22 protein-coding genes are annotated in these 24,846 nt (G+C 71.9%); 13 read left to right on the forward strand and 9 right to left on the reverse strand.

Translation table 11 applies throughout. From position 1 onward, the window contains the following. Positions 1-3: 3 nt before the first annotated feature. A complete protein-coding gene (locus ACFYL6_RS07255) occupies positions 4-1,488 on the reverse strand; it encodes an MFS transporter (RefSeq protein WP_387168668.1) in 1,485 nt (494 codons plus the stop codon). 75 nt (positions 1,489-1,563) lie between these two features. Between ACFYL6_RS07255 and ACFYL6_RS07260 the strand changes: the two genes are divergently transcribed. The 3 genes from ACFYL6_RS07260 to ACFYL6_RS07270 all read left to right on the forward strand — a co-directional run bounded on the left by ACFYL6_RS07260 (position 1,564) and on the right by ACFYL6_RS07270 (position 4,911). Continuing rightward, complete coding sequence (locus ACFYL6_RS07260; protein WP_328652330.1) at positions 1,564-1,998, forward strand: helix-turn-helix domain-containing protein; 435 nt, start codon at positions 1,564-1,566, stop codon at positions 1,996-1,998. Between the two features lie 100 nt (positions 1,999-2,098). Next, positions 2,099-2,686, forward strand: coding sequence for a TetR/AcrR family transcriptional regulator (locus ACFYL6_RS07265; RefSeq protein WP_387168671.1), 588 nt, complete (start codon positions 2,099-2,101; stop codon positions 2,684-2,686). After that, positions 2,686-4,911 carry an MMPL family transporter gene (locus ACFYL6_RS07270; RefSeq protein WP_387168674.1) on the forward strand — a complete coding sequence of 742 codons (2,226 nt, stop codon included), beginning with the start codon at positions 2,686-2,688 and terminating at the stop codon, positions 4,909-4,911. Before ACFYL6_RS07265 ends, ACFYL6_RS07270 begins: the two co-directional genes overlap by 1 nt. A gap of 141 nt (positions 4,912-5,052) precedes the next feature. Here ACFYL6_RS07270 and ACFYL6_RS07275 read toward each other — a convergent pair whose 3' ends face one another. Then, on the reverse strand, positions 5,053-6,309 hold the full coding sequence (locus tag ACFYL6_RS07275; protein WP_387168677.1) for an erythromycin esterase family protein: 1,257 nt from the start codon (positions 6,307-6,309) through the stop codon (positions 5,053-5,055). Between the two features lie 128 nt (positions 6,310-6,437). On the opposite strand from ACFYL6_RS07275, the gene ACFYL6_RS07280 reads away from it, so the two are divergent. Next, complete coding sequence (locus tag ACFYL6_RS07280; RefSeq protein ID WP_355237418.1) at positions 6,438-6,629, forward strand: DUF2795 domain-containing protein; 192 nt, start codon at positions 6,438-6,440, stop codon at positions 6,627-6,629. An 8-nt stretch (positions 6,630-6,637) separates the two neighbouring features. On the opposite strand, the gene erm is transcribed toward ACFYL6_RS07280, so the two are convergent. Further along, positions 6,638-7,435 carry an ErmE/ErmH/ErmO/ErmR family 23S rRNA (adenine(2058)-N(6))-methyltransferase gene (erm, locus tag ACFYL6_RS07285; RefSeq protein WP_387168680.1) on the reverse strand — a complete coding sequence of 266 codons (798 nt, stop codon included), beginning with the start codon at positions 7,433-7,435 and terminating at the stop codon, positions 6,638-6,640. 495 nt (positions 7,436-7,930) lie between these two features. Then, positions 7,931-8,839 (reverse strand): Gfo/Idh/MocA family protein, encoded by a 909-nt coding sequence (locus tag ACFYL6_RS07290; protein ID WP_387168683.1) that lies wholly within the window; start codon positions 8,837-8,839, stop codon positions 7,931-7,933. A 284-nt stretch (positions 8,840-9,123) separates the two neighbouring features. On the opposite strand from ACFYL6_RS07290, the gene ACFYL6_RS07295 reads away from it, so the two are divergent. The 3 genes from ACFYL6_RS07295 to ACFYL6_RS07305 all read left to right on the forward strand — a co-directional run bounded on the left by ACFYL6_RS07295 (position 9,124) and on the right by ACFYL6_RS07305 (position 10,384). Next, entirely contained in the window at positions 9,124-9,465 is a 342-nt protein-coding gene (locus ACFYL6_RS07295) for a cupin domain-containing protein (RefSeq protein ID WP_387168686.1), read from the forward strand. A 117-nt stretch (positions 9,466-9,582) separates the two neighbouring features. After that, a complete protein-coding gene (locus ACFYL6_RS07300) occupies positions 9,583-9,975 on the forward strand; it encodes a hypothetical protein (protein WP_387168689.1) in 393 nt (130 codons plus the stop codon). Then, positions 9,968-10,384 (forward strand): hypothetical protein, encoded by a 417-nt coding sequence (locus tag ACFYL6_RS07305; protein ID WP_387168692.1) that lies wholly within the window; start codon positions 9,968-9,970, stop codon positions 10,382-10,384. The genes ACFYL6_RS07300 and ACFYL6_RS07305 overlap by 8 nt, the downstream gene beginning before the upstream one ends. Before the next feature lie 86 nt (positions 10,385-10,470). On the opposite strand, the gene fabG is transcribed toward ACFYL6_RS07305, so the two are convergent. Next, positions 10,471-11,229, reverse strand: coding sequence for a 3-oxoacyl-ACP reductase FabG (gene fabG / locus ACFYL6_RS07310; protein ID WP_387168694.1), 759 nt, complete (start codon positions 11,227-11,229; stop codon positions 10,471-10,473). A gap of 171 nt (positions 11,230-11,400) precedes the next feature. Between fabG and ACFYL6_RS07315 the strand changes: the two genes are divergently transcribed. Continuing rightward, positions 11,401-15,129, forward strand: coding sequence for a S8 family serine peptidase (locus ACFYL6_RS07315; RefSeq protein ID WP_387168697.1), 3,729 nt, complete (start codon positions 11,401-11,403; stop codon positions 15,127-15,129). A gap of 89 nt (positions 15,130-15,218) precedes the next feature. Here ACFYL6_RS07315 and ACFYL6_RS07320 read toward each other — a convergent pair whose 3' ends face one another. Beyond that, the gene (locus tag ACFYL6_RS07320; protein WP_387168700.1) at positions 15,219-16,871 is read right to left on the reverse strand and encodes an alpha-amylase family protein; all 1,653 of its coding nucleotides are present in this window, start codon (positions 16,869-16,871) and stop codon (positions 15,219-15,221) included. 77 nt (positions 16,872-16,948) lie between these two features. Between ACFYL6_RS07320 and ACFYL6_RS07325 the strand changes: the two genes are divergently transcribed. Then, positions 16,949-17,563, forward strand: coding sequence for a DUF1349 domain-containing protein (locus ACFYL6_RS07325; RefSeq protein WP_387168702.1), 615 nt, complete (start codon positions 16,949-16,951; stop codon positions 17,561-17,563). A gap of 69 nt (positions 17,564-17,632) precedes the next feature. Continuing rightward, positions 17,633-18,304: a DedA family protein gene (locus ACFYL6_RS07330; protein WP_387168705.1), complete on the forward strand. Its 672-nt coding sequence runs from the start codon at positions 17,633-17,635 to the stop codon at positions 18,302-18,304. A 52-nt stretch (positions 18,305-18,356) separates the two neighbouring features. On the opposite strand, the gene ACFYL6_RS07335 is transcribed toward ACFYL6_RS07330, so the two are convergent. The 3 genes from ACFYL6_RS07335 to ACFYL6_RS07345 form a co-directional block, all read right to left on the reverse strand. Next, positions 18,357-19,742 carry a chitinase gene (locus tag ACFYL6_RS07335; RefSeq protein WP_387168708.1) on the reverse strand — a complete coding sequence of 462 codons (1,386 nt, stop codon included), beginning with the start codon at positions 19,740-19,742 and terminating at the stop codon, positions 18,357-18,359. 63 nt (positions 19,743-19,805) lie between these two features. Beyond that, a complete protein-coding gene (locus ACFYL6_RS07340; RefSeq protein WP_387168710.1) occupies positions 19,806-20,555 on the reverse strand; it encodes a YidC/Oxa1 family membrane protein insertase in 750 nt (249 codons plus the stop codon). 102 nt (positions 20,556-20,657) lie between these two features. Further along, complete coding sequence (locus tag ACFYL6_RS07345; protein ID WP_387168713.1) at positions 20,658-20,951, reverse strand: DUF6412 domain-containing protein; 294 nt, start codon at positions 20,949-20,951, stop codon at positions 20,658-20,660. Between the two features lie 156 nt (positions 20,952-21,107). Here ACFYL6_RS07345 and ACFYL6_RS07350 point away from each other — a divergent pair, with 156 nt between their 5' ends. From ACFYL6_RS07350 to ACFYL6_RS07360, 3 genes are all read left to right on the forward strand, one after another. Beyond that, positions 21,108-22,250, forward strand: coding sequence for a glutamate--cysteine ligase (locus ACFYL6_RS07350; RefSeq protein ID WP_387168716.1), 1,143 nt, complete (start codon positions 21,108-21,110; stop codon positions 22,248-22,250). A gap of 23 nt (positions 22,251-22,273) precedes the next feature. Beyond that, on the forward strand, positions 22,274-23,653 hold the full coding sequence (locus ACFYL6_RS07355; RefSeq protein ID WP_387168719.1) for an FAD-dependent oxidoreductase: 1,380 nt from the start codon (positions 22,274-22,276) through the stop codon (positions 23,651-23,653). Between the two features lie 72 nt (positions 23,654-23,725). Next, entirely contained in the window at positions 23,726-24,694 is a 969-nt protein-coding gene (locus ACFYL6_RS07360; RefSeq protein ID WP_387169508.1) for a LacI family DNA-binding transcriptional regulator, read from the forward strand. The last annotated feature ends 152 nt before the right edge of the window (positions 24,695-24,846 follow it).

Below are 24,846 nucleotides of genomic sequence, written 5' to 3' on the forward strand. Positions count from 1 at the left end.
CGGTCAACCGGACGCGGCGCTTCGGTACGGATCAATTCCGGCATCCACTCCGGCCGGGCCCGCCGGATCGGCGACCGACGACGGCCCGGCCGAGCGTCGGGGCACGGTGGTCAGCGCCACCAGCCACGCGGCGGCCACGAGGCCGGCGGCCACGGCGAACGCCGTCCGGTAGCCGCCGGCGAGCGCGGCGGTCTCGGCCCAGCCGGCGGCCCGCAGCCCGTCGCTGCGGGTGGCGGCCAGGGTGGCCAGCGCGGCCAGGCCGACCGCGCCGCCGACCTGTTGGGTGGTGTTGGCCAGGCCGGAGGCGAGCCCGGCGTCGGTGTCGGTCGCGCCGGCCATGGCCAGTGTGGTGACCGCCGGCAGGGTCAGGCCACCGGCCACCCCGAAGATCAACATCGCGGGGAGTACGTCCACGACGTAGGCGCCGTCGGCGGGCAGTCGGGCGAGCAGGAGGAAACCGACGGTCGCCAGGCCGAGCCCGACCAGCAGAACCATCCGGGCACCAAAGCGGGCGATCAGCCGACCGGCCAGGCCGAGCGAGACCACGGCGATCACGACCGGGGTGGGCAGGAAGGCCCAGCCGGTGGCGGCGGCGTCCAGCCCCAGCACCAGTTGCAGCTCCACGGCGAGCAGGAACTGGAACCCGAAGTACGCGCAGACCATCAGGAACTGCACGGCGTTCGCCGCCACCAGACCCGGGATGCGCAGCACCCGGGACGGCACCAGCGGGGTCGCCGCCACCCGTTGGCGCAGCGCGAAACCGCCGAGCAGCAGCGCCGCGAGGGCCACCGCGCCGAGCGTCCGAGGGCTGGTCCAGCCGTGTTCACCCGTCCCCACGATGCCCAACACGGCGGCCATCAGACCGGCGGTGGCGAGCAGCGCGCCCGGCAGGTCCAGGCCGGCGCGCAGGCCGATCCCCCGTTCGGCCGGGAGCCGGCGGAGGGCCGCGATCAGGATGGCCGCCCCGATCGGTACGTTGACCAGGAAGATCGTCCGCCAGCCGGCGGCCTGGGTGAGCACCCCTCCGGCGACGGTGCCGACCGACGCGCCTGCCGCGCCGGTGAAGCTGAAGACGGCGATGGCGCGGGCCCGTTCGGCCGGTTCGGGATAGAGCCGGACGATCATGCCGAGGCTGACCGCCATGGCAAGCGCCCCGCCGACGCCCTGCCCGAACCGCGCGCCCACCAGCAGGGCCGGCCCGGTGGCGACCGCGCAGGCCAGCGAGGCCACCGTGAACAGCGCGACGCCGGCCAGGAAGACCCTCCGTCGGCCCAGCAGGTCGCCGAGCCGGCCGGCGAGCAGCAGCAGCCCGCCGAACGCGACCAGGTAGGCGTTGACCACCCAGGCCAGGCCGGCGGCGGTGAAGCCCAGGTCGCGTTGGACGGCGGGCAGCGCCACCGCGACGACGGTGCCGTCCAGGATGATCATCAGGCTGCCGGCGCAGAGCACCAGCAGCGCCGGCCAGCGGGACGGGACGACACGCTCCACGAGAACCCTCCTTGGTGCACGGTTTGTTACCGAGGTCATCGTCTGTGACCATGAACCGGAGCGGAAGGAGGCACTTTGATGTCCCAGAGGAACAGCGATGTGTCCGCACTGGTCGAGGCCGAGCTGACCTGCACGGCCGAGAACGTGCCGTTCACCCCTGGTCAGGCCCGGGCATGCACCGTCCGCCAGGTGCTGGACCGGGTCGGCGGCAAGTGGAGCATCGGCATCCTGGTGGCCGCCTCGAACGGGCCGGTGCGCTTCACCGAGCTGGAGCGGCACATCGAGGGCATCAGCCGTCGGATGCTCACGCTGACGCTGCGCAACCTGGAACGGGACGGCCTGCTGCACCGCACGGTCTACCCGACCGTCCCGCCCAAGGTCGAATACACCGCCACCCCGATGGCGCTGGAGCTCTACGAGTCGCTGGTCGCGCTGACCAGTTGGGCCGAGCGGCACCGCCGGGCCATCGCCGAGGCGCGGACCAGGTACGACGCCCAGCACGCCGGTTAAACCGGCCGGGGTGTGGTGAACGCCACCGCTTCCGTCTGACCGATCGGTCAGGGTCTGACCGATCGGTCAGGCATGCTGGTCTGCGGGAGGTGGACCGGGCATGGTCAGAGCGGTACCCGACACGCACGGCGAGATCCTCGCCGCGGCGGCGCGGCAGTTCACGGTGAGCGGTTACCGGGGCACCTCCCTGCAGGACATCGCCCGGGAGGTCGGCTGCTCCAAGGCCACCGTGCTCTACCACTTCGCCAACAAGGAAGCCCTGCTCGCCGAGCTGATGGCCCCCGCGATCGAGGTGCTCCGCAGCCTCGACGACCGGCTCAACGGCCTGACCGGAGCGGCCGCCCAGGAGGTCGCCGCGCAGGGCTTCGTCGACCTCGCGGTCCGGTTCCGGCAGGAGATCGCCGTACTGCGCGGCGAGTTCCCGGAGCTGCTGTGCCAGCCGGCCTTCGCACACATCCAGCAGATCTCCGATCGGCTGCGGGACGCGTTGGCCGGGCACTCCGACCGGCCGGGCGCCCGGATCGCCGCGCTGGTGCTGCTCGCCGGCATCTCCGAGGCGTGCGCCGAGTTCGTCGACATCCCCGACGACGAGCTGCGCCCCGCCCTGCTCGCCCTCGCCCGGCGGGCCGTCGAGCCCGTCGACGCACCCCTGCCCCATCCACCCACGACCGAGGACAAGGACTCCTGATGGCCACCCTGCTCTACCGGCTCGGCCGGGGCGCGTTGCGCCGGCGACGGCTCGTCGTCGCGCTCTGGCTCGTCGTACTCGTCGTCGCCGGCCTGGCCGCGGCGACCCTGCGCGGCCCGACGGCGAGCAACTTCACCATGCCCGGCACCGAGAGCCAGCGCGCGCTCGACCTGCTGGCCGACCAGTTCCCCGCGGCCAGCGGCGCCACCGGCACCATCACGGTCAAGGCGCCCGCCGACGGCCAACTGGCCACCCCGCAGGGTCAGGCCGTGGTGCAGGAACTCGTCCAGCAGGCGTCGACACTGCCCGGCGTGGTCGGCGCGGTCAACCCGTTCCAGGTCGGCGCGGTCTCACCCAGCGGCCGGTACGCGCTGGTCCAGGTCCAGTTCGCCACCGGCGGGGACGACGTGACCGACGAACAGCGCACCGCGTACGAGCAGGTTGGCGCGGCGGCCAAGGCACAGGGCTGGCAGGTCGCCCCCGGCGGTGAGGTGCTCGGCGGCGAGCCGGAGATCGGCTCCACCGAGGCGCTCGGCGTCCTGGTCGCCGCGATCGTCCTGATCATCACGTTCGGTTCCCTGGTCGCCGCCGGCATGACGATGCTCAACGCGCTGATCGGCGTGGGCGCCGGCATGGCCGGGCTGTTCGCGCTGAGCGGCGTCGTCCAGCTCACCAGCACCGCACCGATCCTGGCGCTGATGCTCGGTCTCGCGGTCGGCATCGACTACTCTCTCTTCATCACCTCCCGGCACCGGCAGAACCTGCTCGACGGCCTGTCCCCGGAGGAGGCGGTCGGCCGGGCCGTGGGTACCGCCGGTTCGGCCGTGGTCTTCGCCGGCGCCACAGTGGTCATCGCCCTGGCCGGGCTCGCCGTGGTGGACATCCCGTTCCTCACCGTGATGGGTCTCGCCGCCGCCGGCACGGTCACCGTCGCCGTACTCGTCGCGATCACCCTCCAGCCGGCGCTGCTCGGCTTCGCCGGTCGCCGGGTGCTCCCCCGCCGGCTGCGCTCCGTTGCCACCGACGGCACGGCCGCCGACGAGGACGACAGCGACGTCACCGACCGGCCGGCCGCGCAGGCGACCACGACCGACGAGCGCAACCGGTTCGGCTTCCGCTGGGCGCGACTGGTCACCCGGTTCCGCGTACCTGTCATCCTGGTCGGCCTGCTCGGCCTGGGGCTGCTCGCGCTGCCCACGCCGGACATGCGGCTGGCCCTGCCGGGCGCCGCGACGGCCGCCGTCGGCTCACCCGCCCGGGTGGCGAACGACCTGACCGTCGAGGGCTTCGGAGCGGGCTTCACCGGCCGGCTCGCCGTGGTGGTCGCCGGTGACACGCCACAGGCCACCTCGGCCGCCGTGCCGCAGGTCACCGCCCTGCTCCAGCGCACCGAGAACGTCCTCGCGGTGGCACCGCCGCAGCTCAGCCCGGACGGCCGGACCGCGCTGCTCGGCGTGGTGCCGAAGACCGGCCCGACCGACGAGGCCACCGAGACCCTGGTGCACGACATCCGGGGCGCGGTGAGCGGTATCCCCGACGCGGACGTGCTGCTCACCGGCGTCACCGCCATCGGCATCGACGTCTCCGAGAAGCTCTCCGACGCGCTACCGATCTACCTGCTGCTGGTGGTCGGGCTCTCGGTGCTGCTGCTGATGCTGGTGTTCCGCTCGCTGCTGGTGCCGATCAAGGCGGCGCTGGGCTTCCTGCTCACCGTCGCCGCCACGTTCGGCATCACGGTGGCCGTCTTCCAGCAGGGGCACCTCGCCGACCTCGTCGGCCTGGACACGCCCGGCCCGCTGATCAGCTTCCTGCCGATCCTGCTCATCGGCATCCTGTTCGGGCTCGCCATGGACTACGAGGTGTTCCTGGTGTCCCGGATGCGGGAGGACTTCGTCCACGGTGAGACGGCCCGACAGGCCACCATCAGCGGCATGGGGCACGGCGCCCGGGTGGTCACGGCCGCCGCGCTGATCATGATCTCGGTCTTCGGGGGCTTCGTCTTCCTGGAGGACCCGGTGATCAAGTCGATGGGCTTCGCGCTCGCCATCGGCGTCGCCATCGACGCGTTCGTGGTCCGGATGACCATCGTCCCGGCGGTGATGTCCCTCCTCGGCGACCGCGCCTGGTGGCTGCCCCGCTGGCTCAACCGCGCCCTGCCCAACGTGGACATCGAAGGCGAGGGCCTGCGCACCCACCTCGAAGAGCGCACCCCGACGCACGTCTGACCCACCGCCCCACCCGGTCGATCATGGAGTTGTGGTGCCCGTCGTGCCCCGATCAGAGGCCTTCGTCCAGCACCACAACTCCATGATCGACGCAGCCGACGGGATCGACTCAGCCGACGGGATCGACGCAGCCGACGCCGGTCAGACACCCGCCGGATAGGTCTCCATCTCACCGGGGGCCGCGGGCACCGGTAGCGGGTGCAGGGCCGTGGTGTCGTCGCACCAGATGAAGGCGTCGTACCGGTCGCCGAGCCGGGTGGGCACGTAGTTGCCCCAGGACTCGAACGACGGGTCGTAGACCACCCCGATCGCCCGGTGGTCCACGGTGTCGGTGACCCAGCCCGGCTGGTCGTCGCCACCGAAGATGAGCACCGCCCGCTCCGGCATCAGCTCGTGCAGCCGCCGCTCGATCGACCCCTCCCGAGCCGGGGGAACCACCATCGCCTCGGGCGGCGAACCCCAGCGGGGTGCCGCGATCGCCGTGCCCCGGTAACTGCCGAAGCCGACCAGCGCCACCGCGTCCTCGCCGTGCCGCTCCCGGGCCAACTGACCAATGTTGACCATCCCGTCGGCGGCCATGTCGGTGGCCCGCGCGTCCCCGACGTGCGTGTTGTGCGCCCAGACGACGCCCCGGGCGTCGGGGCCGTACCGGTCCAGCAGCCGGTCCAGGGTGTCCTGCATGTGGGTGTCGCGGATGTTCCACGAGTCCGGCCCGCCGGCCACCATCGCCCGGTAGTAGCGCTCGGCCCCGGCCACCACCTCCGCGTTCTGCCAGGCCGAGAAGCGGTCCGGGCCGTCGGAGAGGGCGTGTTCACGGGTCCGGGCGAGCAACCGGACGACCTCCTCCTCGCAGCGGGCGGAGACGAACCGGCTGGCCGCGCCGTACTCCTCGACCCTCTTGCCGTACGGCTCGAAACACCGGTAGGCGTCCTGCGCCGCCTCCAGCGACTTCGGGTCCTCCTCCCCCAGGTAGTCGAAGATCGCCTGCATCGACTCCCAGAGGCTGTACACGTCGAGCCCGTGGAACCCGGCCCGTTGCTCCTCCGGCCGCTCCACGTTCCAGGCCCGCAGCCAGCTGGCGAACCGGGCCACCTCGGCATTGGCCCACATCCAGGTCGGCCATCGCTCAAACTGGTGGAGCGCGAGCTGCGGTTCAAGGGCGCCGCCCGGGGCGGCCGTCACCGACCGGTGCACCCGGTCACAGTCGGGCCAGTCACCCTCCACGGCGACGAAGGAGAAGCCGCACTCCGCGATCAGCCGGCGGGTGAGCTGCTCGCGCAACCGGTAGTAGTCGTAACTGCCGTGGGTGGACTCACCGATCATCACCACCCGGGCGTTCCGGACGCGCTCCAGCAACGGGTCGAAATCGCTCGGCGCGCCGAGCCGCTGAACCAGCATGCCAGCGGCTACCCGGCCGCCGCTGCGGCAAACCGTGGGCGCGTCGCGGGCCGACACGCCGACCGCCGGGCCGTCGTGGGTGCCAACCAAGCCGGTGTACGACCACCGCGAGCGGGTAGCCGGCCGACATGACCGTCACCGGCGTTCAGTTGCAGGAGTACCTGGCCGGGCTCGACTACCCGGTCTCCCGCGAGGACCTCATCCGTTGGGGGCAGGAGAACGGGGCCAGCACGGCCATGTTGCAGATGTTGCAGGCGTTGCCGGCCGAGCAGTTCGAGTCGCCGGCCGAGCTGAGCGAGGCGCTGACCACCCTCGCCTGACCGGCCGGTCACCGCGCGTACAGCAGCCGGAACAGCACCAGCCACTGCTCCGGCCAGACGTACCCCACGGGGGTGTCCGACCCGATCCGGGTGGCGCGCAGGGCGGCCGCGACCCGGGCCGGCGGGTGGTGCCGGCGCAGAGTCGCCGCGAGCGAGCCGCCGACGCCCTCGAAACCCCACCCCACAAGCCTCTGGTACGCCGGCAGAGCCGCCACCGGCAGCAGCGGCTCCGCTCGCCGCTCGATGCGCAGGATCCCGGCGTCGACCGCCGGCACCGGCCGGAATGCGGTGCGCGGCACCCGTCCCGCCAACCGCCACCCGAACTCCGGCCACGTCAATACGGTGAGCCGGGTCCACCGACCGTAGTCGCCGCTGCGGCGGCGGGCGTACTCCAGTTGGGTCAGCAGGGTCGCGGACCGCAACCGGGGCGCGGCCAGGCACCACCGCACCACCGCGGAGGTCAGCGACCACGGGATGTTGCCGACCACCGCGAACGGCTCCGGTGGCGGCTCGGCGGCCAGAAAGTCGGCCTGTCGATGCTCCACGTTGGACAGCGTCGCGCAGACGGCGGCCAACGCGCGGCCGGCAGCCGGGTCCACCTCGTACGCCGTCAGCCGCCCACACCGGGCCGCGAGCGGTCGGGTGAGCTGGCCCCGGCCGGCGCCGACCTCCAGCAGGAGCCCGGCCGGATCGGGGTCGGCGGCACGGACCACCCGCTGGACGGCCGCGCGGTCGACGAGAAAGTTCTGACTGAGTACGCGACGGGACCGGTCGCGTTCGGTTGATCGAAACGGGCGGGGCGCCACGGGTCGTCGTCCTGTCTGTCGCCGCTCGGCGACGGGCTGGACAGGCAGCAGGAATTGCCGGACCTGTCCGAATGGATCGGGACTCGGACGGCCCTGGACGATGCGCGGGTACGCGATGACGAGGCGACAGCCTCGTGCCGTGGCGAAGGATCAGCGGCGGCGGGGCGGCAGCCCCGGCGCACCGCGAAGTGGACCGATCAGCGGCAGGTCACGTCCCAGCCCGTCAGGGCCGGACGCCGGACACGCGGACGGGACACCAGCAGGGCACCCCAGGCGGCCGGCGTACCGACCCCCTCGATCAGGGCATGCGTAAACATGGCTGCCACCCTACCGACCCGAACCTCAACCCCCCACCCATTTCCACCCCACCCCACCCCGCGGCCTTGGCGCGGTGATCAAGAGGTTTGCGTCACGACACGCCGCGCGACGTGACCCAAACCTCTTGATCACGAGGGTGGGGGTGGGGGTGGGGGGTGGGGGTGGGGGTGGGTGGGGTTACGGGAGGGGGACGGGGATTGTGCGGGATTCGGTTCGGGCGGTTTCGGCGGCGGCGAGGATGGTGACGACCTCACGGCCGAAGCGGACGTCGCAGCGGTGGTCCCGGGTGCCGGCCTGCACCTGCTCGATGAGTTGGTCGATGGCGACGCCGAACGCGGTGGCGGCGTCGTTCTCGCCGAACGGGACGTTCTCGATGCCGTTCTCGCCGTAGAAGACGAACTCCCGGGCCATCGACTCGGTTGGGGCGTCCAGGGAGAGCGAGGCGCTGCTCGTGGCGCCGCCCTCGTGGGTGAGCAGCAGGTGCACCATCCCGTTCGGTCCGTCCATCGCCGCCACCTGCGTCGCCCGGCCCAGCACCGGCAGCAGGATCGAGAGCGCGTGCGGGGCGATGTCCCAGAGCGCCCCGTGCTCCCGACGCCACAACGAGCCGCCGTACGGGCTGCCCTCCTGGAAGATCGAGGCGAACGCGGTGGTCCGGCCGTGCTGCCAGCCCCCGGCGGCGGCGGTGGCGGCGAGGAACGCGGTCACGTTCGGCTGGAACCGCTGGGTGAAGAAGACGACCGAGGCGACCCCGGACTCCTCGGCGGCGGCCACCACGCGGTCGGCGTCGGCCACGCTGAGCGCCACCGGCTTGTCCAGCAGCAGGTGCCGGCCGGCGCGGGCCGCCCGGACGGCGATGTCGGCCTGGATGTCCGGCGGCAGGGCGACGGCGATCGCCTCGCACTGCTCGATCAGCGCGTCGACGTCGGCGTAGGCGGGCACCCCGTACCGCTCGGCCAGCGCGGAGGCCCGCTCCGGGTTACGACCCCACACTCCGACCAACTCCGCGTCGGGGTGTGCGTGCAGCGCCTTCCCGTGCGTCTCGATCGCCCAGTGACCGGTGCCGAACAAACCGAACCGCAGCACGTGTACCTCCGCTGTCTCCCCGCACCGTGGCAACGCCACGGACGTGATCCACGCTAGTCGCCCCGGCGGCCATGACGGCGGCGGGTTCGACCAATCGAAGCAGCTCACCTCCGTTTTCGGTTCGGTGGTTGGAGCTATCCGCGGGGCCAACTGTCGGTGCGGCGGTCCCCTCGTGGCCTGCCGGCACCGTCCCCGCCGCCCTCGGTAGCGTCAGGTCCGATTGCCGCCAGACGCACGGGGTGCGGCGCGGCAGTCTCGACGACATGCCGAGCACGAATCCAGCGATGACCAGCGGTGTCGTGACGTTTGAACACTGGTACGACTTCGCCGAGGGCGGTCCCGTGCACCGCGCGCTGCTGCCGTTTCCGTCGACGACGCCCGCGCCGTTCGAGGTTGCCCGCTGGTCGGTGGCCCCTAAGACGTCCAATGACCTCGACGTCCACCGGTCCCGTGAGGTGTGGATCATCGTGTCCGGAAGCGGAACCCTGACGTTCGCCGACCAGACGGTCGTCCTGCGGGCCGGAGACGTCGCGGCGTTCGACAGCAGGGTGCCGCACCAGATTCGGAACGACGGACCGGACCCGCTCCATGCCATCTCCGTCTACTGGCTGCAAGAAGGCGACTGACGCCCATTCGAGAAGCGTGGGCACGGGCGCGCGTCACACCCGGAGAGGCAGGGCGCCCGTTTACTACGACGGTTAGTAGGCTGTGCCGGTGACCGAGGCAACGACCGGGTGGTGCCGGTGACCAGCGTGGGCGCCGATTCGCCGGTGGACGGGATCGTCGCGACCGTGCCGATCGTGCTGTCGCTGCTCGTGGCGGTGTGGGCGCTGGTGGCGGCGGTACGCCACCGGCCGCCGGACCGGGTGCAGTTCGTCGGTCTGGCCGTACTCGAAGTGGTGTTGCTGGTGTTGACCGTGCTGGCGCTCGTCGCGGTCGGCGGCGGGGATCAGCCCGGCGAGCCCGGCGCCTTCTACGGCTATCTGGTCACGCTTGTGTGCCTGCCGCCACTGGCCTGGGTGCTGGCCCGGATGGAACCGACCCGCTGGGGTTCGGCGATCGTGTGCGCGGTCTGCCTGGTGGCTCCGGTGGTGGTGGTCCGGTTGCAGCAGACCTGGGAGGTGCTCGGTGGTTGAGACCGGACCTGCCCAGCGGCGTACGAACTCCGGCCCGGGTCGGCTGCTGATCGCGGTCTACCTGCTCTTCGCCATCGCGGCGACGAGTCGGGCGGGTCTGCAACTCGCCACCAAGTTCGACGAGGCGCCGGTGGCGTACCTGCTCTCCGGGGTGGCCGCGCTCATCTACATCGTGGCGGCGGTGGGTCTGGCCCGCGCCGGGCACACCGGTCGACGGGTCGCGCTGGCGTGCTGCTCGGTGGAGCTGGTCGGGGTGGTCGCGGTCGGCATCCTGAGCCTGGTCGACAAGGAGCTCTTCCCGGACGAGACGGTCTGGTCGCAGTTCGGCAGCGGGTACGGCTACATCCCGCTGGTGCTGCCAGTGCTCGGCCTGATCTGGCTCTGGCGCACCCGGCGCGCACCCGCCTGACCCGCCGTACACCGGCCGCGCCGCGCTGAGAACGGCGACGAGGGCGCCGCCGGCGGGTGCCGGGGCGCCCTCGTCGGGGGTACGGGTCAGTCCCGTGGGCCGCCCGCGACGTAGATGACCTGACCGGAGACGAAGCCGGCGCCCTCGCTCGCCAGGAACGAGATGGTGTGCGCGACGTCCTCCGGCCAGCCCGGGCGACGGACCGGGATCTCGGCTGCGGCGTGCTTCTGGAAGTCGTCGAAGTCGACCTTCATGCGGGCGGCGGTGGCCGCGGTCATGTCGGTGACGATGAAGCCGGGTGCGACCGCGTTCACGGTCACCCCGAACGGACCCAGCTCGATGGCGAGGGTCTTGGTGAAGCCCTGCAGACCGGCCTTGGCGGCGGCGTAGTTCGCCTGGCCCCGGTTGCCCAGCGCCGAGGTGCTGGAGAGGTTGACGATCCGCCCCCACTTACGGTCCACCATGTGCTTCTGGGCGGCCTGGCTGAACAGGAATGCGCCGCGCAGGTGCACCCCCATCACCGTGTCCCAGTCGGCGTTCGTCATCTTGAACAGCAGGTTGTCGCGGAGCACACCGGCGTTGTTGACCAGCACGGTGGGCGCGCCCAGGTCGGCGGCGACCCGGCTCACCGCCGCCTCGACCTGGTCCCGGTCGGACACGTCGGCGCCCACCCCGAGCGCCCGGCCGCCGGCGGCGGCGATGGCGTCCACCGTCTCCTTGGTGGCCGCCTCCTCGATGTCGACCACGGCGACGGCCATTCCATCGGCGGCCAGCCGTCGGGCGGTGGCCGCGCCGATGCCGCGTGCGGCTCCGGTGACGATGGCGACGCGGGGCTCCTCCGACATGATTACCTCCCGGTAACGTGGGGTCGATCGAAGGAGCTTAACCTTCCACTGCTAGTTAGCGGTGCTGACCATGGTTTGATTCATGATCTATACGAGATGATCTTCCGCGCGTAGCGTCGCGATCGCTGTCACCTGCCAGCGAACAGACGACGAGGTAAGGAACGACATCACGTGACATTCTCGCGTACCCGTGGAGCCTGGCTCGCCGCCGTGGTCTCCGCGGCGCTCGCGGCGACCGGTGGATCATCCGCCCTGGCCGCCGCCCCCGGAGCCCCGGCCGATCCCGGCGCCACCCCCGCCCCCGCGACCGACCTGCCCACCCCACCCGGCACCCACTCGGTCACCCTGATCACCGGTGACCGGGTCACCACCCGCCAGAGCGCCAACGGCGGCACCCTCGACGTACGGCGTCCAGACGGCGCCTCGACACCGGTACGGGTGGTCGAGGCCGGCGACGACCTGTACGTCTACCCGCAGTCGGCGCTGCCCTACGTGGCCGCGAACACCCTGGACAAGCGGCTGTTCAACGTCACCCGGTTGATCGCCGACGGGTATGACGACGAGCGGGTGGACCACCTTCCGCTGATCGTGTCGTACGACGCCGGGGCAGCCGGCCTGCGGGCCGGCGCCGCACCCACCGGTGCGACCCGCACCCGTACGCTGAGCAGCATCTCGGGCGCCGCGCTGAGCGAGGATCGCGACAGGGCCGACGAGTTCTGGGCGGCGATCACGGCCGCCTCCACGGCGAAGGCGACCGCAGCGACCGGCGACAAGGGACGCTTCTCCGGCGGGATCGCCAAGGTCTGGCTGGACGGGCGGGTACACGCCGACCTGGCCGACACCACGGCGCAGATCGGCGCTCCCGCGGTCTGGGCCGGCGGCGACACCGGCACGGGTGTGCGGGTTGCCGTGCTGGACACCGGCATCGACGCGGCCCACCCGGACCTGACCAACCGGATCAGTGCGTCCGCCGTGTTCGTGCCGGGCGAGGAGATCACCGACCGGGTCGGGCACGGCACCCACGTCGCCTCCACCATCGCCGGCACCGGCGCCGCGTCCGGTGGCCGCGAGAAGGGTGTCGCCCCCGACGCCCGGCTCGCCGTCGGCAAGGTGCTCAGCGACGACGGCTACGGAATGGACTCCTGGATCCTCGCTGGCATGGAGTGGGCGGCCCGGGAGGCCGACGCCAGCGTCGTCAACATGAGCCTGGGCTCCAACCAGCCCAGCGACGGAACCGACCCGTTGAGCCAGGCGGTCAACACGCTCAGTGCGGAGACCGGCGCCCTGTTCGTCATCTCCGCCGGCAACGCCGGCCTGCCGGGCAGCGTGAGTGCCCCGGGCGCGGCGGACGCGGCGTTGACCGTCGGCGCGGTCGACGGCGGCGACCAGCTCGCCTCGTTCTCCAGCCAGGGCCCCCGGATCAGCGACGAGGCCATCAAGCCCGAGCTGACCGCGCCCGGTGTCGGGGTGCTCGCGGCCCGCTCCCAGTACGCGCCCGGCGAGGGCTCGTACCAGACCATGGACGGCACCTCGATGGCCGCGCCGCACGTGGCCGGCGCTGCCGCCCTGCTCGCCGCGAAGCACCCGGACTGGACGGGCCAGCAGCTCAAGGACGCCCTGGTCAGCACGACCAAGGCCACGCCGCAGTACGACGCCTTCCAGGCCGGCACCGGCCGGGTCGACGTGGCCGCCGCGGTGCGCGCCCCGATCGTCGCCACCGGCACCGTCTCCACAAGCGTGGGCAAGGACGCCACGAAGGTCACCCACCCGGTGACGTACACGAACACCACCGGCCAGCCGATCACGCTGGGCCTGTCGGTGGACGCGCCGAGCGCGCCGGCCGGGCTGTTCACGCTGTCCGCGGCGCAGCTGACCGTCCCGGCGAACGGCACCGCCACTGTCACGTTGACAACGGACAGCTCCCGGGCCAGCGCCGGCAGCCGCTACACCGGTCAGGTCGTCGCGGCGGGGCCGGACCGGGCCGTGCTGGCTCGCACCGCCATCGGGCTTGGCACGTTCACTCCGTACCACCGCCTTCGCCTGGAGATGACCGACCGGGCCGGCAAGCCCGCCAGCGGCATCATCGAGCTGGGCCAGCCGGGCAGTTACGACATCAGCTTCGTCGAGACCGACCCGGACGGCACGGCGGATCTCTACCTGCCCGAGGGCGTCTACTCGGCGATGAGCTTCCTAAACGTCACCGGCAGCCACGGCCCGAACTCACTCGGCCTGGCGCTGCTCGGCAACCCCGACATCGACCTGCGCACGGACGCCACGGTGCGGCTGGACGGAAAGGCGGCCCGCCGGGTCGAGTCGTCGGTGCCGCAGCAGACCGCCGACACCTTCACCCGGCTGGACTACTACCGGTCCCAGGGCGAGGGCCGGTGGCGCTCGTTCATCGCCGGTGGCGTGTTCTTCGACAGCTTCTGGGCGCAGCCCACCAGCCGGGACGTGCGACACGGCGACTTCTACCTCGGTGCCCGCTGGCGCAAGGAGCAGCCGGCGCTGACCGTCGGCACCGCGACTGTGAACTTCGACGACGTGGTGCGCCAGCAGGGCACCACCCAGTTGCCGAAGGGCAGGTGGACCCTGCCGACGGTCTTCGCCGGCAACGGTGCGGCGAGTGACTACGCCGGGCTGAAGGCCCGGGGCGCGGTGGCCGTGGTCCGGCGCAACTGGGAGGTCAGCGACTCCGAGCAGGCCGCCGCGGCGACCGCCGCCGGGGCGAAGATGATGCTGGTGGTCAACGACTTCCCGTGGCGCGAGGTACGCGACTACTCGATCGACTTCTTCACACCCACCCCGATCGAGGTGGCGATGCTCAGCACCGACGAGGGCGAGGCGTTGATCCGGCAGATCCAGCGCGGGTCCACCACGGTCGAGGTGGTCTCGCAGCCGGTGGCCGACTACGTGTACGACCTGGTCCAGGCGTACCACAACCGGATTCCGCGCGACCTGAGCCGGGTCGAGACCCCGAAGACGCTGGCCCGCATCGACGTCGGCTTCAACGTGCCGACGCCGCAGACCCGGGGTGGCGAGTTCCGGTACGACTGGCCGTCGTACAACAACTGGGGCATCGGCCAGACCAGCAACCGGCCGCTCGCGGCGGTCCGTACCGACTGGGTGTCCACCGGCGACCTGTACACGTGGGGTCAGGAGGCGTACCTCGACTCCGCGACATACCAGATCGACCCCCGGACCAGCTTCCGCGCTGGCAGCAGGAGCACTGAGCAGTTCTTCGAGCCGATCGAACGGCCGCACCTGAACAACAACTTCAAGCTGCCGACCCGCTCCGGCGACGCGCTCAACCTCGACGTGCCCGGTTGGGGCGGTGCCGACCACGTCGGCATGGCGATGAGCGCCGCAGGGCAGACCAACAAGCTCTACCAGGGCCGGACGTTGCTCGGCGAGAGCACCAGCACGTGGATCAGCGGCACCGCGCCGAGCGCGGGTGACCTGCCGTACCGGTTGGTGGTGGGGACCACCCAGGACCCGACCGTCGGCCGGTACTCCACCAGCACCAGCACCGAGTGGACGTTCCGGTCGAAGGCGCCGGCCGCCGGGGTGGAGTCGAGCGTGCTACCGCTGCTCCAGCTCGACTACGGCGTCGACACCGACGCCGCCGGCACCGCGAAGGCCCGGACCGACCTGACCCTCTCCGCCGCGCATCTGCCCGGCGCCACCGGTTGCGGCAGCATCCGGCCGGTCAGCCTGGAGATCTCGTACGACGATGGCGCGCACTGGCACCAGCAGACGCTGGGCCGTGCGAAGGACGGCTCCTGGACGGCGAAGCTGCAGGCACCGAAGGGGGCGACGTTCGTCTCCCTGCGGGCCGGCGCCACCGACGGCTCCGGCAACTCGGTCGAGCAGACCGTCATCCGCGCCTTCGGCGTTCGCTGATCGGCACACCGCGATGAGGGCGTGACATCGTCCGATGGGGCACGCAAAGGGGGACCGCGACGCCGAGCGGCGCGGTCCCCCGGGTCAGCTCAGAACTCGCGGCCCCGGCAGAGCCGGATCCAGCGGTAGCCGTGGCCGGAGACCTTCACCGCGCCGAGCTTGCCCAACTCTCCGTAGCCACGGTCGGCAAGCACGTCGATCGGTTGGTCGGCCTCCGGTTCGAGGCTGCTGAGGTCCACCTCGACGTCCTCGGTGCCCAGGTTGTGCACGAAGACCATCGTCCCGGTCGGCCCGTCGGCCCGGTGCGCGAGCACGCCGGCCGGCATCGCCACGTCGATGTGGGTCGTCGAGCCGGAGCCGACTTCCGGGGCCTCCCGCAGCGTGCGGATCATGCGCTCGAACCAGGCGAGCAGCGACTTGGGGTCGCTCCGTTGGGCGGTGACGTTGACGTTCTGGTAGCCGAACTCACCCTTGTCGATCACCGGGCGGACCAGCTTCTCCGGGTCCGCGGTAGAGAAGCCGGCATTCGGCTTGTACGACCACTGCATCGGGGTACGGATCGCGTCCCGACCCCGCAGTGACAGGTCCTCGCCCATCCCGATCTCCTCGCCGTAGCGCAGCACAGGCGTGCCGCGCATGGAGAACTGGAGGGCGTACGCCAGCTCGACGCGCCGCCGGTCGTTGCCGAGCATCGGGGCGAGCCGCCGCCGGATGCCCCGGTCGTAGATGCGCATGTTCTCGTCCGGGCCGAACTGCGCGTACACCTGGTTGCGCTGTTCGGTCGTCAGCCGGGACAGGTCGATCTCGTCGTGGTTGCGCAGGAAGGTGGCCCACTGCCCACCGACCGGCAGCTTCGGGGTGTCGCGCAGCGCCTCGATCAGCGACTCCGGGTCCTCGCGGGCCAGGGCGAGCATGAGTCGACCGTTGAGCATGAAGTCGAAGAGCATGTGGATCCGGTTGCCGGAACCGCTGGCGTCGCCGAAGAACGTCGGTAGCTGGTCCGGCTCGACGTTCGCCTCGGCCAGCAGGACGGCGTCACCGCGGCGCCACTGGACGTGCTGGCGCATCTCGGTGAGGAACTCGAAGTCCTTCGGGGAGTTCGGGTTGCCCGGTTCGGTCAGCTCGATGATGAACGGCACCGCGTCCATCCGGAAACCGGAGACGCCGAGCTGGAGCCAGAACGACATGACCTTCTTGATCTCGGCCCGGACCTGCGGGTTGGCGAAGTTGAGGTCCGGCTGGAACTTGTAGAACCGGTGGTAGAACCACGCCTTGGCGGTCCGGTCGTAACTCCAGGTCTCGTCCTGCTCGCCGGGGAAGACCATGCCCTGGTGCCGGTCGTCCGGTTCGGTGTCGGACCAGACGTACCAGTCCCGGTACGGCGAGTCCGGCGAGGAACGCGCGGACTGGAACCACGGGTGCTCGTCGGAGGTGTGGTTGACCACCAGGTCGATGATCACGCGGATGCCCCGGTTCTGCGCCTGGTGCAGCAGCTCGGCGAAGTCGCCCAGGGTGCCGAAGCGCGGGTCCACGTTGTAGAAGTCGGTGGCGTCGTAGCCGTCGTCGCGGTTGGGCGACGGGTGGATCGGGTGCAGCCAAAGGCAGGTCACCCCGAGCCGGGCCAGGTAGTCCAGCCTCCCGATCAGCCCACGGATGTCACCGACCCCGTCGCCGTCGGAGTCGGCGTACGTGTCGATGTCGAGGCAGTAGACGACGGCTTCGGAATACCAACGGTCACCCATGCCGAAGGAACATCTCCGTTCGATCACCGCGGCAAACCCGTCCGGCGGCCGGGGGCGGCGTTGGTTACCGTGCCGTCATGGAGAACGACCTCGTACCGCCGAGCGAACTGTTGGACTGGTCCCGGGGCGCCTGGCTGCACCCGCCGGTGCGCGTCGAGGGAGGCCCGGCCGGCGAGCTGGTCGTCGAGCCGGCGGCGGACAGCGACTTCTGGCGGCGGACCAGCTACGGCTTCGTCCACGACAACGGCCCGGCCCTGCTGGCACCGCTGCCGGTGGGCACCGCCATGGAGGTGAGCTTCCGGCTCGACTTCTCGGCGCAGTTCGACCAGGCCGGTGTGTACGTCCGCGTCGACGAGCGGACCTGGACCAAGGCCGGTGTCGAGGTCAGCGACGGCGAGGTGCAGCTCGGCGCGGTGGTGACCCGGGAGTTCTCCGACTGGTCGGTGGGACCGGTGCCGGAGTGGGCGGGCCGGGAGGTGACCGTCCGGGTCAGCCGGGTCGGCGACGCGCTGACCGTCCGCGCCCGGGTCGACGACGAGCCGTGGCGACTGGTCCGGCTCGCCCCACTGGACCCGGCGGCGGACGCCGTCGCCGGCCCGTTCTGCTGCGCCCCGTCCCGCGCCGGCCTTACCGTGGTCTTCACCGGCTGGCGGCAGGGGCCGGCGGACACCGCGCTGCACCCGGAGCACTGAGCGCAGGTGTAGGCCGGGCTTCGGTGGGTATGACCCTCCGATCCCCGACTGCCGACCGGAAGGACGACCATGGCGTACGCCCAGGCTGGCGACCCGTCCGGGTTCACCGGGTTGACCGGTTGGGTGGCCACGGTGATCGAGGCGATGGGCCCGGTCGGCGTGGCGCTGCTGGTGGCACTGGAGAGCATCGTTCCGCCGATCCCCAGCGAGGTCGTGCTGGCGCTCGCCGGTTTCCTGGCCCACGAGGGCAAGTTCAACGTCTTCGTCGTGGTGCTGGCCGCGACCGTCGGCTCGCTGGTCGGCGCGTTGGTGCTCTACTGGCTGGGCGCGGCGCTCGGCGAGGACCGGCTCAAGCGCTGGCTGGACCACATCCCGTTGGTGGACAGCGACGACCTGGAGAAGGCCGACAAGTGGTTCGAGCGGCACGGTCGGTGGGCGGTGCTGATCGGCCGGGTGGTGCCGGTGGTTCGCAGTCTGGTCTCCGTTCCGGCCGGGGCAAACCGGATGCCGCTGGGCGAGTTCATCCTGCTCACCACCATCGGCAGCGGGGTGTGGAACGGTCTCATCGTCGGGGCCGGCTACGCGCTCGGCAACCAGTGGCAGGACGTGGCCCGCTACAGCGACTGGTTCAACTACGCGATCGTCGCGGTCTTCGTCGTGATGGTGGCCACCTGGGTCATCCGTAAGGTCCGCAAGCGTCGGCGGCGCGACGACCGGCGGTCGGTGACCGCCGGTCGCTGATCCGCGTTACCGCCCACCCGCCGGCGCCCTGGACGGACGCCGGCGAGCACGGTCAGGGCAGGGTGTCCAGGTGCGGGCCCACCGTGTTGGCGAAGCCGTTGCCGTTGCTGACGTCCCAGTTCACCGACCAGGTCATCGCGCCACGGATGCCGGGGTAGGTGCGCGGCGGGCGGAAGCTCCCGCAGTTGGTGCCCCGGGCCAGGCAGTCCAGGGCGGCATTCACCACGCTGGGCGCGACGATGCCGCCACCGGCCGCCCCCGCTCCGGCGGGCAGGCCGAGGCCGACCTGGTCGGGGCGGAGCCCGGCCTCCAACTGGATACAGGCCAACGCGACGATGAAGTTCACAGTGCCCTGGCCGTACGCGGCGTTCTGGTCGCAGCCGAGCATCGCGCCAGAGTTGTAGTACTGGGTGTTGACGACGGTGAGGATGTCCTTGATGTCGAGCGCCAGCTTGAAGTAGCCGCCGGCCGGGTTCTGCATGTCGATGGTCTGCGGGGCCATCGCGATGATCAGCCCCGATCCGACAGTGGCCCGCAGCGCGCGCAGCGCCTGCGCCATGTACGTCGGGTTGAGCCCGTTCTCCAGGTCGATGTCGATCCCGTCGAAGCCGTACCGGGCGATCAGCGCGGCGGCCGTGTCGGCGAACGCGGTGGCCGAGGCGGCGTTGTTCACGGTGACCCGGCCGGTCTCGCCGCCGACGGAGAGGATGACCCGCTTGCCCCGGCTGTGCAGGGTGCGGACGTCGGCGGTGAAGTCCGCGTCGGTGTAGCCGCCGAGCGCGGCGGCCAGTCCGGGGTCGACGCCGAAGGTGAGCGCGCCGGGGGTCGCGGTGGCCTCGGCGAACGCGACCGCCACCAGGTCGTACTCGGCGGGGACGTCGCGTAGCCGCAGCTCGACGGCGGGGTTGTCGAAGTTGTGCCAGTACCCGGTGAGCAGGTGCTTCGGCAGCCCACCGGTGGGCGGGTCGGTCGGCGGTGGGGTGGTCGGCGGTGGGGTGGTCGGCGGTGGCGTCGTCGGCGGCGGCGTGGTGGGCGGGGTGCCGCCGCCGCAGGACGCGCCGTTGAGCTGGCAGCCGCTCGGCGAGCCGGAGCCGTTGGCCAGGAAGCCGAACGAGACCGACGCGCCCGGGGCGATGGTGCCGTTCCAGGACCGGTTGGTGAAGGTGTGCCGCTGGCCGGCGGAGCTGAGCAACGCGTCCCAGTAGCTGCCGAGGGTGGTGCCGGACGGTAGGTCGAAGGCGAGGCTCCAGCCGTTGATGGTCGAGCTGCCGCCGTTGGTGATGGTGTACTTCCCCTCCCAGCCGGAGCCCCACTCGGCGGTCTTGGCGAAGCTGGCGGTGGCTCCGGCGGCGTACGCGGGCAGCGCCACCCAGGCCGCGCCGAGTGTCGCCACGAGGGCGGCGACGAGGGACAGGACAAGGGATCTGGAGCGTTTCATGCGACCCTCCGGGCCCGCACGGGCATTTATGGACGTCAACGTTGCCGCTAATTATTAAGACAGTTAACTGTTTCTGTCCAGAGGGTGCGACGCCTGCGGGCGGCGAAGCACCGCCTGCTCGAGGGCCGACCACACGCTCGTGGTCACCAGGTAGATCACCGCGGCGAGCGGCAGCACCAGCGCCACCAGCACCGTGGTGAACGGCAGCAGGGGCAGCAGCCGGCCGAGCGTGGCCGCCCCCGGCCCCTCGGTCGGCGTACCGGCCACCGTGCCCACCGCCGCCGACGCCCGGCGGGCCCGCCGCGACGACCACCAGGCCACCGCCAGCAACACCACAAGCAGTACGCCGAACAGCGGGCCGGCCGCACCGGCCAGCCCGTCGCTGAGATGGTGACCCAGCGGCACGCCGGCCAACCGCTCGTCCAGCAACCCGGTGCCGCCCTCGCGGGTGGTGAACAACCGGTAGAGCACCAGCAGGAACGGCGCCTGGAGGAGCAACGGCAGGCAGCCGGCGATCGGGTTCGCGCCGGCCTCGCGGTACAACGTGAACACCTCGCGCTGAAGCGTCGCCGGGTCGTCGGCGTACCGCTGCTGGAGGTCACGCACCTGTGGGGCGAGCGCCGCGCGGCGCCGCTCGCCGCGGACCTGCGCGACGGTCAGCGGCGAGATCAGCAGGCGGACGGCGATGGTGAAGAGCACGATGGCGGCGGCGGTCGCCGCGCCGCCGGCCAGCGGTTCGAGCAGTTCGGTGAGCCAGGACAGCGCGCTGCCGGCAGCGCCGACAGCGTCGTGCAGAGGTGCGAAGGCAAGCATGGAAAACCCCTCGGTCCGATTCCGGTGAGGCCCTCCCCCGGGCGGCGTCCGCTCGACAAGGGGGGCCGGTGACGGCGGGATCGGCCGCGCGGCGGCGAGGCGCTACGCGGCCGAGGGGTGGCCCGGAGCACGCGGACGAGGCCGACCGGCCGCATCCGGGTCGATCTGGCGGGGCATTCGGCGGCTCCGGGAGCGGGCCCGCAGGCCGGCCCAGCGCGGCCCGGCACCGGGCGCGCCCGCCCGACCGTGCACCCGCGCCGCCAGCACCACCGCGAGCAGCACCAGAGCGGTCAACGCGGCGCCCGCGAGCAGGTCGACCGGTCGGCCCGCGAGCAGGGTGAGCTGGGCGAACGCGGACATCCACGCGACCCCGAGATAGCCCAGCAACACCGGCACGGGCTCAGCATAGGACCGGCTGTCACCTCACCCAGCCGAATCCGGCGGCCCGCCCCGAGTACGACGCGCTGCCGCCACGTTTCCGGGCATCGCCACGTTGGGTAACCAACGGCGGACCGACGCGGACGGACCGCGAACGGTAGGAACGGACGGGTGATGTCGATGACCGGTCAGGTGGCGGAGGCGCCCAGCGACATGGCTGCGGCGACCGGGTTGCTCACCGTGGGTGTCGAGGAGGAGTTCCTGCTCGTCGACCCGCACACCGGGGCCGCGGTTCCGGCCGTGGACCTGGTCATGGAGCAGGTGCCGGCCGAACTCCGCGGACAGGTGGAGCGGGAGTTCCAGACCAGTCAGATCGAGATCGGCAGCCCGCCCGGCCTGGAGCTCTCGTCGATCCGGCACTCCCTGGGCGTACTGCGTCGGGCGCTTTCCGACGCCGCCGAGCGGGCCGGCGTACGCCTGCTCGCCATCGGCACCGGCCCGGTGGACGGCCCGGTGCCACCGGTGGTGGACAAGCCCCGCTTCGACCGGATGATCGAGCGGTTCCGGCTGCTCGTACCCGGCCCCGGCAACAACGGCATGCACGTGCACGTGGGGGTGCCCGACCCGGACACCGGCGTGCAGGTGCTCAACCACGTACGGCCGTGGCTGCCGATGCTGCACGCGGTGACCACCAACTCGCCGTTCTCCCGTGGCGAGGACACCGGCTACGCCAGTTGGCGCTCGGTGGAGTGGGAGCGCTGGCCGTCGGTGGCCCCGACTCCGTTCCTGGAGTCGCACGAGCACTACCAGCGGCTGATCCGCCAGTTGATCTCCAGCGGGGTGATGCTCGACGAGGGCATGCTCTACTGGTACGCCCGCCTGTCGGCGAAGTACCCGACGGTGGAGCTGCGGATCGGCGACGTCTGCCCGTCGGTGGACGACGCGGTGCTGGTCGCCGCGCTGGTCCGGGCACTGGTGGCCACCGCCATGGCGGATGTGGAGGCCGGCCGGCCGGCGTTGCAGACCGACCACCACCTGTTGGTCGGGGCGCACTGGCGGGCCGCCCACGACGGCCTGGAAGGCGAGGCCGTCGACGTCACCACCGGTGAGCTGCGACCGGCCTGGGAGCTGTTGGACCGGTTCGTGGAACGGATGCGGCCGGCACTGGAGCAGCACGGCGACTGGGCCGAGGTGACCGACCTGCTGGGTGGGTTGCGCCGGCACGGCAGCGGCGCGGCACGGCAGCGCGCGGTGTTCGAGCGCACCGGCCGACTCACCGACGTGGTGCAGGACGTCGCACGGCAGACCCGCGGCTGATCATTGCGTGACAGGATGGACCCGTGGCGCAACGGCTGATCGTCATCGGCGGGGACGCCGCCGGAATGTCGGCGGCGTCCCAGGCCCGACGCCGCCGCGACCGTGACGACCTGGAGATCGTGGTCTTCGAGCGGGGCCACTTCACCTCCTACTCGGCGTGCGGCATCCCGTACTGGATCAGTGGTCTGGTGCCCGGCCCCGAGGCGTTGATCGCCCGCGACCCGGAGACGTTCCGCACGAAGTACGCGATGGACGTACGGATGCGCCACGAGGTCACCACCATCGACACGGAACGCCGCGAGGTGGTGGCCCGGGACCTGGAGGGCGGCGGCGAGGTCCGCGAGCGCTTCGACGACCTGGTGTACGCCACCGGCGCGGTTCCGGTGAAACCGCCGTGGGCGGTCACCGACGTGGGCGGCGTGTTCGGCATGCAGACCCTCGACGACGGCGCGGCGCTGCGCGACTGGCTGGACGCCGACCCGCAGCCGCGCCGGGCCGTGGTGGTCGGCGGCGGCTACATCGGCGTCGAGATCGCCGAGGCCCTGATCCAACGCGGCCTCTCGGTGACCCTGGTCGAGGCGGGCGACCAGCCCATGGCGACGGTGGACGGCGACATGGGCGAGCTGGTGGCCGACGCCATGCGCGGCCTGGGCATCACGATCCGGACCGGCCTGCCGGTGACCGGCCTGGAGCAGCGGGACGGCCGGGTGTCCGCGGTGGTCACGGCCGAGGGGCCGATGCCGACCGACGTCGTGGTCCTGGGCCTCGGCGTACGCCCCAACACCGCTCTCGCGGAGGCGGCCGGGCTGCCCTGCGGGCCTACCGGTGCGATCCGGGTGGACCGGCGGATGCGGGTACCCGGGTTCTCCGGGGTCTGGGCGGCCGGTGACTGCGTGGAGACCCTGCACCGGGTCAGCGGGTTGCCTGTGCACGTGCCACTGGGCACGCACGCCAACAAGCAGGGCCGGGTCGCGGGGATCAACATCGGCGGCGGGTACGCCACGTTCGCCGGGGTGATCGGCACGGCGGTGACCAAGGTCTGCGACCTGGAGGTGGGCCGGACGGGCCTGCGCGAGGGCGAGGCCAGGGCTGCCGGCTTCGACTTCGTCTCGGTGATCGCCGAGTCGACCAACCGGGCCGGCTACTACCCGGGTGCCCGACCGATGACGGTGAAGTTGATCGCCGAGCGTCCCAGCGGCCGGCTGCTGGGCGCGCAGATCGTCGGTTGGTCCGAGGCGGCCAAACGCATCGACGCGCTGGCCGTGGCTCTCTGGAACGGCATGACGGTGGACGATATGACGTCACTGGACCTGGGCTACGCTCCGCCGTACGCGCCGGTGTGGGACCCGGTGCTCATCGCCGCCCGAAAAGCGGTCGACGCGCTCGCCGCGCTCAACCGCTGACCCGCGCCCGCCGTGGAGGACCACCCCGTGACCCAGACCCCGACCCGGCCGACCGTGCGTCGGCGCCCGACGATGGTCGACGTGGCCCGGCGCGCCGACGTCAGCCTGAAGACGGTCTCCCGGGTGGTCAACGACGAGCCGGTGGGGCAGGAGTTGGTCAGCCGGGTGCTGGCCGCCATCGCCGAGCTGGGCTTCCGGCGTAACGACATCGCTCGTAACCTGCGCTCGCGGCAGCTCAACGCCACCGTCGGGCTGCTGATCGAGGAGATCGCCAACCCGTTCTACGCGACCATCGCCAGCGTCGCCGCCGAGATCGCCGCCGCCCACGGCACCATGCTGATCACCGCGTCGTCCGAGGAGGACCCGGAGCGGGAACGCGCTCTGCTCCAGGACTTCACCCAGCGCCGGGTCGACGGTCTGCTGGTGGTGCCGGCGGGCTTGGACCACTCGTTCCTGCGTCGTGAGGTCGAGCTGGGCATGCCTGTGGTGTTCCTGGACCGGCCGCCGCAGGGGCTGCACGCCGACGCCGTGCTGTTGGACAACCGGGGTGGCAGTCACGCCGGGGTGAGCGCGCTGCTCGACGAGGGGCACCGGCGGGTGGGGCTGCTGCTCGGTGCGCCCAGCGTGCCCACGATGCGGGAGCGGCTGGCCGGGGCACGGGCGGCGCTGGACGCCGCCGGGGTCGAGCCGGACGAGTCGCTGGTCCGCGAGCGGCTCATCGCTCCCGAGGAGGCCGGGCGGGCGGTCGCCGCGCTGCTCGACCTCCCGGATCCGCCCACCGCGTTCTTCTGTGCCAACAACCGGCTCACCGTCGGTGCGCTGCAGGAGCTGCACCGGCGGGGCAGCGACGCCGCGCTGGTCGGCTTCGACGACTTCGAACTGGCCCACCTGATGCCCCGACCGCTGACCGTCGTCGCGTACGACACGAGGGAGCTGGCGCGAGTCGCCACCGAACGACTGTTCCAACGAGTAGCCGGCGACGACACCCCACCCTCAACAACGGTCCTGCCCACCAAACTCCTACCCCGAGGCCTGTCCTAACCCCCGCCCCTCGCCCCGCGCCCCCCACCCCCGCCCCACCCCCACCCCCGCCCCCGCCCCCGCGATCTTGCAGTTTCGGTTGCCGACTTGCGGCAGATGGCCCATTTTGTCGGGACAGAAAGTGCAAGATCGCGGGGGCGGTCGCGGGGGCG

Origin of the sequence: Micromonospora sp. NPDC007208 (assembly GCF_042869175.1) — a bacterium.
In the GTDB taxonomy this organism is placed as follows: domain Bacteria; phylum Actinomycetota; class Actinomycetes; order Mycobacteriales; family Micromonosporaceae; genus Micromonospora; species Micromonospora foliorum.